This window comes from Ereboglobus sp. PH5-5 (assembly GCF_029504805.1).
GTDB lineage: Bacteria > Verrucomicrobiota > Verrucomicrobiia > Opitutales > Opitutaceae > Ereboglobus.
This window is the reverse complement of sequence record NZ_JAQFIT010000023.1, coordinates 22,075-32,203: the sequence shown is the minus strand read 5'-3', so window position 1 is coordinate 32,203 and position 10,129 is coordinate 22,075. Positions and strand designations below refer to the sequence as shown.

Sequence of the window (10,129 nt, the reverse complement as noted above, 5' to 3'; positions counted from 1 at the left end):
TGCCAAGCACTCGCAATGATTGGAGCTTCATGGTGTTGACTTTTGCTTTGCTTCCGGGCCGTTGCCCCGGGTCAACATGTCTATGGGTCTTTCTGCGTTTTGCGCAAAATCCCCTGGTTGCGCTGGGTCGCCTATGTCATAGCGACGGTTGCGTTTTTTGTCTACATGCAGCGCGCGCCGGTTCGTGTGATTCCAGTGGCAATTGAAACGAAGGATTACGATGACTGCATGGTGTGTTATCCGCCGTCAAAATGTCCGTTTGGGCACACCGATTTGGTTTCGCCGCCGGTTGTTTACGGCAGCGAGTTTACCGACGAGGAATGGAAAGAGGTGCGGAGAAAGGTTGCAAATTTGGAAGTGTGGTATGGTGGCGCCGGATGCGTTTATATGGGTGAAACTGTGTTTGTCTGCAAAACCTGCCGATTCGTCTTTGGTGAAATGGGCGCGCCTGTGTGGGAGAAACGGATTGGTCATAGCGAATCATCGAAAGACCCTTTTGCGCGCTTGTCCGAAATCATCGTTCATGCGCCGCTGCCGGAGCAAAAAGAGCGTCTTGATGGCGTGATTTTTCGACAAAAAATTAGTTATGACAATTTGATCGAGGAGTCTTGCTCATATTGGGTGACAGGAATCAGTGTGCGGATTATCGCAAGATTTCAGGAGTATTTTAAATCTCATAATATCGAGCCGGTAATTCAACGGTCCTCCTATGTCGGACGTGATTATTATTATGCGTATGCGCCGTATGGACTGCGATATCTACGGCTCGAAATAATACAGGAGGAAAATATACAAACCTTGGTGCGTTTTAAGTTGATTCCTGCCGCAAAAGCGCGAGCGGATCATCAGATGAAAGCGGCTTTGAATTTGTAGAGATTATTGGGGTTTGCTCGGGCGTCGCAAGCGACGCCCCTACAACAGGCTCATCTGCGCGTCGTCTTCTGGCTTCACGGTGATTTTCTTTTTGGGGCGCGCTTTCGGCGTTGGCGCGGTCAGTTCGATGTCGGTGTCTTCGCTTTCCAATTTTGCCAGGATTGTCTTGGCGCGGTCGATCACCGTTAGCGGGAGTCCGGCGAGGCGCGCGACTTGGATGCCGTAGCTGCGGTCGGCGGCGCCGGGGACAACGCGGCGCACAAAGACGATTTCGTCGTTCCACTCCTTCACCGCCACACTGAGGTTTCTCATGCGCGGCAAATGTTTTTCGAGTTGGGTGAGTTCCTGGTAGTGCGTGGCGAAGAGGGTGCGCGGGCCGCGGGTTTCGTCGCGGTGCAGGTGCTCGACCACCGCCCAGGCAATGCTGAGGCCGTCGTAGGTCGAGGTGCCGCGGCCGATTTCGTCGAGGATGATCAGCGAGCGGTCGGTGGCGTTGTTGAGGATGTTCGCGGTTTCGTTCATCTCGACCATGAAGGTGGAGTTGCCGCGCGCGAGGTCGTCGCTCGCGCCGACGCGCGAAAAGATGCGGTCAACGAGGCCGATGCGGCAGGCTTTCGCGGGCACCCAGCAGCCGACTTGCGCCATGAGCGTGATGAGCGCGACTTGGCGGATGTAGGTCGATTTGCCGGCCATGTTGGGGCCGGTGATGAGCGCGATTTGAGCGTCGCTTGAGCTGAGCGCGGTGTCGTTGGGGACGAAGGTTTGCGGGCTGCCGGCGGAGGGGTTTTTGAGCATTTGCTCGACGACGGGGTGGCGGCCTTCGGTGATTTCGAGGACGTCGGTTTCGTCGATTGTCGGGCAAACATAATCCCATTCGCGGGCGAGCTGGGCCCAGCCGCAGAGGACGTCGAGTTCGGCGAGGGTGTCGGCGGTGCGCACGAGCGCGATGGATTCGTCGAGCACGGCGGTGACGAGTTCGTTGAAGAGGACGAGTTCGCGCGCGAGGGCGTTTTCCTCGGCGTGGAAGATTTCCTTTTCCTTTTGCTTGAGCGCCTCGGTGACGTAGCGTTCGCCGCCGACTGTCGTCTGGCGGCGGATGTAGTCGGCGGGGACGAGGTGGAGGTTGGCCTTGGTGACTTCGATGTAGTAGCCGAAATTGCCGGTGTATTTGACCTTGAGGGAGCGGATGCCGGTGCGTTCCTGCTCGGCGCGCTCAAGGTCGGAGAGCCAGGTTTTGTTGCCGGTGGTGAGGGCGCGGAGGCGGTCGAGCTCGGGGTCGTGGCCGGCGCGGATGTGGTTGCCTTCGTTGATGTCGTTGGGGAGTTCGTCGGCGAGGGCGCGGGCGAGGAGGGCGTGGAGTTCGGGAAGGAGGTCGATTTTTTCCTTTTGGATGCGGGCGGTGGTGCCGGGGGCGAATTGCGCGAGGGCGTCGTGGATTTTGGGGAGTTGGGCGAGGGTGTCGCGCACGCCGCCGAGTTCGCGGGGGTTGCGGAGGCGGTTTTGGAGGCGGCCGATGATGCGGGGGATGTCGCGGATGTTTTGGAGGTGGGAGCGGAGGGCGGAGAGGGAGCCGGGCATGGCGAGGAGTTCGCCGGTGATGGTTTGGCGGCGGTGGATTTCGGCGAGGTCGAGCGCGGGGGCGGCGAGCCAGCGTTCGAGGAGGCGCGCGCCGGCGGGGGTGGCGCAGCGGTTGATGGCGTGGTGGAGCGAGCCGTCGCGGGTGCCTCGGGTGGAGTTGAAGATTTCGAGGTTGCGGAGGGTGGCGGGGTCGAGGAGGAGGGTTTTGGCGGGGCGGTATTCCTGGAGGCTGCGGAGGTTTTCGGGTTTGGCGCAGAGGTTTTCCGTTGCGTAGTAAACGAGCGCGGCGGCGGGGCCGAGTGCGGGGTGGTTGTTTTCGAGGCCGAAGCCTTGGAGGTTGAGGACGCCGAGGGCGGTGGCGATGGCGGTGGGCGCGGCGTTGAGCTCGAACTGGTAGGGGGCGAGTTCGGTGACGAGGCGCGCGGCGCAGAAGCCGGCGAGCGCGGCAAGCGCGGCGTGGGCCGGGTTGGCGTGGTCGTGCGCGGCGTTTTGCCAGGCGGGGAGGGCGTTTTCGGGGGTGAGGATTTCGGCGGGGTCGAGCGCGGTGAGGATGGGGAGGAGGTTTTCGGGGCGCTCGTCGGTGGCGACCTTGAACTCGCCGGTGGTGAGGTCGAGCCAGGCGGCGTGGAGGCCGTGCTTGTCGTGCGTGATGGCGCAGAGGTAGTGGTTGCGGGCGGCGTCGATTTGCGCGGTTTCGAGCGTGGTGCCGGGGGTGAGGATGCGGGTGAGCTGGCGGCGGACGAGTTTGCCGGCCTTGGCGGGTTCGGCCTGGTCGCAGATGCCGACTTTTTTGCCGAGGGCGAGGAGTTTGCCGACGTAGTTGTCGGCGGCGTGCGCGGGGACGCCGCACATGGGGGTTTCCTGGCGCTTGGTGAGGGTGAGGCCGAGGAGTTTCGACGCGGTGACGGCGTCGTCGTTGAACATTTCGAAAAAGTCGCCGAGCCGGAAGAGGAGCAGGGTGTCGCGGGGCAGGCCGCGTTTCACGTCAACATACTGCTGCATCATGGGGGTGAGCTTGACGGGGGCGGCGGGCGATGACGCGGAATTGGCGGGTTTGGCGGACATGGTGCGGCGTGGAAAGGTGTGCGGAAATTGAAAGGCGAAAGGGTAGCGGAGGAGGCGGGGGCGGGAAGGAAAAAGGCGATATTTTTTTAATCGCGGAAGCGCGGAAGGACGGAAGGCGCGGAAGTTTTAGGGATGAAGAAGGGAACACAAGGGACTCAGCGTGGCGCAGCCGCAAGCGAAAGGAATGGCTGCAAAGAGGCGCGGGAGGCGATTAACTTTGAACTGTTGAGGGCCCTGTGGATATTTGATTGATAATCAAACCTTCCCAAACTGTTTCTTGGACAAAAAATAAAAATACAATGAATGAATCATCCGAAATGCTGCATGAACTGGGCGCGTTCGACCTTCAGGAAGCCAAAAGGCTTTTTCCATTGTTAGAATCCAGCGGCATTTACTTTGAAACACATATAAATGACGGAGAACTTTTAGCGCCCGAACGAACGCTTCAACTAATTTATGGCATGAATCCGGACCCGATGCGCACTACTGTGTTTGTCAAGGAAGGTGATATACCCAAGGCTCTTGAGTTAGCTATGAATCTTTTTCCCGCGGCCACAAATGGAAGCGGCGCCAATCCATCTGCCGCTGACGCTTATGACCCGGATTACCGCGTCACCGATGCCACCACGCCAAAAGAAAAAGAGGCATTTATAAACGCATACCGCGAGTATTATGCCAAGGTGATAACAGATGCGCTGATCAATATAGAGGAGGCCAAGGCGGCTTTATTTGTATTTTTCAGCCAGGCTGTTCGTGCGGGTCTTAAGCCATCAGATGCGTTTGATATGCTTACGGGCAATGGCGGGATTCTCCATCGTCCTGAATTTCAGCTCAGTCCCGATGCTGGCGCGCTTATAGAATTCATAAAGAGAATGGACGTTGGTGAAATCTATGCGGACGCGGGAGTTCCACCCGAGAGGGATTTTTGTCAGGATGCGACTACGGGGGAATGGTCTCCAAAGGCTCAGTGAACAATCAGCTTTGGCCAAATGAAATGACGACGCAAGAGGGGCGGCAGGGACGCAGAAGAGGGACACAGAGAACGCAGAGGTCCACAGAGTTTTGGGAAGTCCGCAGGCCATCGCATGTTCACAAGCGGATCAACGCAGCTTTTTCTAATCAAGAATTATGGCTGCATATGGCTCCATGTGCGTAAAATTATGCAAATAACCGACGGGCCTCACCGCCCTCTGTGGTTCTCCGTGTTCTCTGTGTTCCTTTTCACAATCATCAACGGTCTTTTGGTTTCGGTTTTGCCGGCTTGGGATGCGTTTTTTAATACCAGAGCACGGGGTGGCGTATGGGGAAGTTGCGCTGCACTTCCTCGACCATGCGATCGGGGTCGAGCCGCTTCCATGTGGCAAGCCAGGTTTCGTTGCCCGCGGACATCGCGCCAAAGAGGAGCGCGGGCTGGCGCACCGGCCAGTCGTTCCAATGCATCACGTCGGGCTTGAGCGGCCATTTTGATTTGTCCGCCAGAAAGGGCGCGAGGTAGGCGACGGCTTTAATCATGCCGCGATCGTCGGCTTCAGAAACACGCCATGTCATGTAATCGTTGCCGATTGCCACCGTGCCGCTGGAACTGCCGTCCGGGTGCTTTTCAATATCCGTCGTGATCGTGGGCGTGCCCACGACTTGCGCGAGCGCGCACATGACGTCGAGGTTGAAGATCGAATAGCCGTAGGGTTTGGTGCGCTCGAGTTCGAGGGGGAAGCTTCCGTCGTCGGCCATTTGGTTTGGGATGTGGAGCGTCACGAGTCGCGCGCGGCATTCGTCGAGCACGGCGGTGTCGCCGGTCACGCGCGCGAAGCACGCGGCCTGCAATGTCCAGCAGGTGCTGTGGTTGTTTTTGGCGTTGCTCTCGTCGATGCCGTATTTGTGCGTGCGCATCCAGCGCAGGTAGTCGCGAAACCACGCGGTCACCGCGGCGTCGGTTTCGGGCGTGAAGGCCACCGCGTTGTCCAACTGTTCCGCGTCCGCGCCGCGCAACGCGACGACGGCCATCGCCACCTCGGCGAGGTGCAGCGTGTCGATGACGCCGATGCCGCGCCCGGTGTGGCGGCCCTTGATCGACTGCGCGTATTCGAGCGACGGGTTCATGCGCGTCTCCGGCGTCACGAACCACGCGCGCAAGTGCTCCACCGCCGCCGCGCCGTAGCGCTCCTCGCGCGTCAGTTTGTAGGCGGCGGCAAGCGCGGAGACGTTGCGCGAGAACTCCATCATCAAGCGCCGGTGCGCGACAAAATTGTCCGGGTTTGTCATGCCGTCGCGCCGCGCGTAGGGCGCGGCGGGGTTTTTCGGGTCGGGCCACCAGTAGTCGCCCTCGGAGGAGAAGTCGTGCGCGTCGCCGGCACTGCGCGGGTTGCGCGCCGAGACGATTGTCACCGGATCGGCGTCGAGCGCGGCGTCGGCGAGGCGGAGCGTGCGCGCGTATTCATGGCGCGCGAGATCGAAGCCGGGCAGCATGTGCGTTGTGATGGAGACGGCCGGCTCGGACCCGGCAGCGCGCGCGGATTCCTCGGGGTAGTTGCGCGCGCCATCGTCGCAACCGGCGCAAATCAGCAGGCATGCGGACAAAAATAAAAGCGGAATGAAAGCGGGTTTTTCAGGCATGGCGCGGAATGGGAGTTAAAAGAAGAAGAAACAAAAGGTTGATGGTGGCAGCGGGGGAGGGAAGGGGAATCGGCGATTATTTTTGATCGCTAAAACGCGGAAGGGCGGACGGCGCGGAAGCTGGTGAAACGCGATGCCGTGACAGGATTGTTTTCGAGGTCGGTATTTTTTTGCGTCTTTACGTTTTGCGTTTCAAAACGGCGTGGAAATGAACAGCGCGAACACCGTCGATTTATTCTGCCGGGATTTGGGTGGCGAGGGGAGGCCGCCGCTGGTGGTGCTGCACGGGTTGCTGGGGTCGTCTCGAAACTGGCAGACGACGGGCGGCGATTTGGCGAGGGCGGGCGCGGGACATGTGCTGGCACTGGACTTGCGCAATCACGGGCGTTCGTCGCACGCGGACGCGATGAGCTATGATGCGATGGTCGCGGATGTGCTGGCGTGGATGGATGCGCGCGGGTTGAGGAGCGTTTCGCTCATGGGGCACAGCATGGGCGGCAAGGTGGCGATGGCGCTGGCGTGCCGTCAGCCGGAGCGCGTGGAGCGGTTGATTGTGGTGGATATTGCGCCGAAGGATTATTTGTCGATTGCGCATCGCAACGAGTTCGCGGCGATGAACGAGCTCGACTTGCGCGCGCTTTCGTCGAGAGCCGGGGCGGAGATGCGCTTCGAGGCGCGCGTGGGCGATTGGGCGACGCGAAAATTTCTCACGACAAATCTTGAGCGTGACGAGGCGGGCGGCGCGAATGGCGGAGGTTGGAAGTGGGTGATCAATCTGCCCGTGATCACGGCGGCGTTGCCGGAGCTGGAGGCGAATCCGCTTCGCGAGGGCGAGCGGTTTGAGGGCGGCGCGCTTTTTGTGACGGGAGGCAAATCAAGCTACGTGAACACCGCGGAGGGTTCGGAGGACCGCCGGGTGATTGCGCGGCATTTTCCGAATGCGCGCATCGAAACCATCGCCGCGTCCGGCCACAATCCGCACATGGAAACTCGCGCGGAATTTGTGCGCGTGGCGGAATCGTTTTTGAGGGAGTGACGACACGCGGGGGCGCGTTGCAGGCGACGCTCCCGCGGGAGGTGTGGTTTTGCCTCTTTTTGGCCTACTGCAACCCGAGCGCCTGTTTCGCCTGCTCGACGAGCGGGGTGGCGGCGAGCGCGGGTGCGGCGGCGGGGAGCGCGTCGCTCATGCCGATGCGTTGCGCGCGATCCGCGAGCGTGAGATAGGCGAATGTTTCGCGCTCGGAATCGGCTGCGTGTTTGGCGGCGAGTGCGAGCGTCTCGGCGGGCATGGAAACCTGCCCGGCGGGAATCGCGTTTTTGTCCGCGAGGAAAAAGCTGAGTGAGGCGCCAAGCGTCTGGCACCAGGCTTCGGGGCGCGCGGGCATCGTGCAGGCGGGCGCGCCGGGTTCCTGCTGCCATTCCATGAAGAGGCGGATTTGCTCGTGGAGTTTGGCGAGCTCGACGTCGGCTGTGGCGGAGGTCCACTTGGTGTGGAATTGTTTTCGTTCGCGCATTTTTTTCACCTCCCACACGCGAAGGAGTATCTCGGTCGTGTCGTCCTTTTTCTCAACCGCGCCGGTGATGACGTAATCGAGTTTGCCGTTGCTGGAGGCGACGAGTTGCTCGATGTTGGACTTGGTCCATTCGACGGGGAAGATGGCGTAGTAGTCCTTGTCGAAGAGGGCGAGCGCCGCGATGGGGTTGTAGTGGGGGCTGTAATAAAATGTTTCCGAGAGCCAGAGGGGAAAGCCGCGCGTGAAGCGGGCCAGTTCGTCCTCGGGCTGCTTTGATTTTTCGAGGGCGTCCTCGGTCTTGATGCCGAGGATGGAAAGTTGCGCGAACGCGATGTGCCGCAGCTTCGGGTTTTGCTTGGGCGAGGGGAGCACGCCGGGAAGCTCCTCGATTCCGTAGGCCCAAATCGGGCGCGAAATGCTGACGAGGTTGATGGATTTGCGCGCGTTTGCCGGGTTTCCATCGGGGCTGTGCGCGGGCGCGGGAAGCTCGCCGCGTTTTTCGGCCTCGATGAGCTCGGCGAGGGCGTTGGAAAAACCGTGAAGGCGTTCCTCGAGGTCGGCGCGGTTGAGCGCGAAGAGGATGTCGAGCACGTGTTGCGCGGCGGCGGTGTTGTTGGTGGCGAGGTAGGCTTGGAGGAGGTTGATGCCGGTGGCGGGGCCGTGGCGCTCGGCGTCGTAACGCGGCGCGACGAGTTCGATGATTTGCGGAATGTAGCCCGCGGTGCCGAGGTCGGCGGAGATTGTCACGAGCACGTCGGCGCGGTCGCCCGCGGTTTGGAGCAGCTCCTCGTAGACGGCCATCGCGCCGGGGAGATCGCGCGCCTGCAATTTTTCATGGGCGGCGAGCAACCGGGTTTTAATTGTGCCTTGCAAAACGCTTTCCGGCGAGGAGGGGGCGGGCGCGGGAGGTTCTTCGCCAGCGGGCGCGGCGGCGGGTGTGGGCGCCGGCGTGGTTTCACCGGAATTGTTTTTCCTGGAGGTAAAGCGGTCAAAAAATCCCATGCCGCGAGAAAAGCATCGGCGGGGCAGAGGGCGAAGCTTTTTTATCGGGGTGGATGTTTTTGGCGCGGAATGGCGAAATGGCGGGCGTCACTGGTTTTTCCCGAGCGCCTTCATCGCGGAGGGCGCGAGGTCGATTGTCTGGGTGGGGAAGGCGAACGACAGGCCGCGCGCGGCTGCGGCGCGCATGAACGCGAGGTTCAAGCGCTGGCGCAGCGCCATGTGTTTTGCGAAGTCCGGCTCGCGGGTCACGTAAACAATCCACAGGTCGAGCGACGACGCGCTGAAGTCGCGGAAATACACCATCTCGGAATTGGGCAGCGCGTCGGGCTCCGCTTTTATCAGCGCGCGTATGTCATCGACGATCGCCGCCATCTGGTCGGGCGTGCTGTCGTAGGTGAAGCCGAGCACTTGCTCGACGCGGCGGTTGGTGAATTTCGACAGGTTCACAATTGATTCCGACGCCACGGTTTTGTTGGGAATGATGACGAGCGCCTTGTCGGACCGGCGCAGTTTCATGGAGCGGATTCCGATGTCCTCGACCGTGCCGGAGTGCCCCGCCAGTTGCACGGACTCGCCGATTTTGAAAGGCTGGTCGACCGCGACCACCGCCGCGCCGAAGACATTCGCGACGGTGTCCTGCGCCGCGAGCGCGAGCGCGAGACCGCCGATGCCGAGGCCGGCGATGAACGCCTGGATTTCCAGGCCGAACACGTTTTGCGCGATGGTCAGCACCGAGGCCACGGCGAAGACGCCCACGAGCGTTTTGCGAATCCACGGCATATACAATGCGATGCCCGCGCCGCGTTGGGCCGCCTTCGTGTGCATGTAGTCGAGCCCGGCGTTGAGCAGGCGCAGCAACAGCCAGAAAAAAGTCACCGAGAAAAGCAGCGTGGCCGTGCTGCCGATGGCCTTGCTCACCGGGGGCGCGTAGTCGAGCGTGAGCACCGCCACGTAAATGCCCGAGAGCATCAGGAAGAGCGCGGAGGGCGGTTCCGCGGCGTCGACCACCCTGTCGTCAAACGTCCATGTCGTGCGCCCGGCCAGTTTTTTGAGCAGAAAAAACACAGCCGGCAGCAGCAGCCGGCGCATCAGGTAAAAGGCGACGATGATCGCGGCGGCGAGCACGAGGCGCTGCCAGGAATTGCCGGTTTTCCGAACGTCGAAAAAGGCGAGGACCGTGTCGGCCGTTTCCCTGATGAACTCGGGCAGCTCCGTGTCCACGTAACCGCCCGCGATGGCCGCGGCGGCGGCGTCATTGCCGGACGCGGATTGTTGCGCTGTCGTGGTCGCGGAGGGCGGTGGCTCGGGTTCCGGCACGCCGCGGCTTTGCCCGAAAACCACGACCCCGGCGAATAACAAGCCGAAGGAAAGGAGCAGCGCGGGCGCGGCCAGGCGAAAACGGCTCAAGTGGCGTTTTTTCATGATGAAGCGTTTTTGCAGCCGAGTGCCGCGGCCTGTCAAGGCGCGGCAGCGTGGCGGGCATT

General features: G+C 61.2%; 7 protein-coding genes. 3 read left to right on the top strand and 4 right to left on the bottom strand.

Annotated elements, in window-relative coordinates:
• The first annotated feature begins 99 nt into the window (after positions 1-99).
• Positions 100-873, top strand: coding sequence for a hypothetical protein (locus M2103_RS12720; protein ID WP_277511034.1), 774 nt, complete (start codon positions 100-102; stop codon positions 871-873).
• 39 nt (positions 874-912) lie between these two features.
• On the opposite strand, the gene mutS is transcribed toward M2103_RS12720, so the two are convergent.
• The gene (mutS, locus tag M2103_RS12715; RefSeq protein ID WP_277511033.1) at positions 913-3,516 is read right to left on the bottom strand and encodes a DNA mismatch repair protein MutS; all 2,604 of its coding nucleotides are present in this window, start codon (positions 3,514-3,516) and stop codon (positions 913-915) included.
• Positions 3,517-3,815: 299 nt separating this feature from the next.
• Here mutS and M2103_RS12710 point away from each other — a divergent pair, with 299 nt between their 5' ends.
• Positions 3,816-4,487: a hypothetical protein gene (locus M2103_RS12710; RefSeq protein WP_277511032.1), complete on the top strand. Its 672-nt coding sequence runs from the start codon at positions 3,816-3,818 to the stop codon at positions 4,485-4,487.
• Positions 4,488-4,791: 304 nt separating this feature from the next.
• Here M2103_RS12710 and M2103_RS12705 read toward each other — a convergent pair whose 3' ends face one another.
• On the bottom strand, positions 4,792-6,129 hold the full coding sequence (locus tag M2103_RS12705) for an alginate lyase family protein (protein ID WP_277511031.1): 1,338 nt from the start codon (positions 6,127-6,129) through the stop codon (positions 4,792-4,794).
• Between the two features lie 208 nt (positions 6,130-6,337).
• Here M2103_RS12705 and M2103_RS12700 point away from each other — a divergent pair, with 208 nt between their 5' ends.
• On the top strand, positions 6,338-7,165 hold the full coding sequence (locus M2103_RS12700; protein ID WP_277511030.1) for an alpha/beta fold hydrolase: 828 nt from the start codon (positions 6,338-6,340) through the stop codon (positions 7,163-7,165).
• Positions 7,166-7,229: 64 nt separating this feature from the next.
• Here the strand turns inward: M2103_RS12700 and M2103_RS12695 are convergent, their stop codons facing one another.
• Together M2103_RS12695 and M2103_RS12690 are read right to left on the bottom strand one after the other, a co-directional pair.
• Complete coding sequence (locus M2103_RS12695; RefSeq protein ID WP_277511029.1) at positions 7,230-8,645, bottom strand: hypothetical protein; 1,416 nt, start codon at positions 8,643-8,645, stop codon at positions 7,230-7,232.
• 87 nt (positions 8,646-8,732) lie between these two features.
• A complete protein-coding gene (locus M2103_RS12690) occupies positions 8,733-10,067 on the bottom strand; it encodes a mechanosensitive ion channel family protein (protein WP_277511028.1) in 1,335 nt (444 codons plus the stop codon).
• Positions 10,068-10,129: the final 62 nt, after the last annotated feature.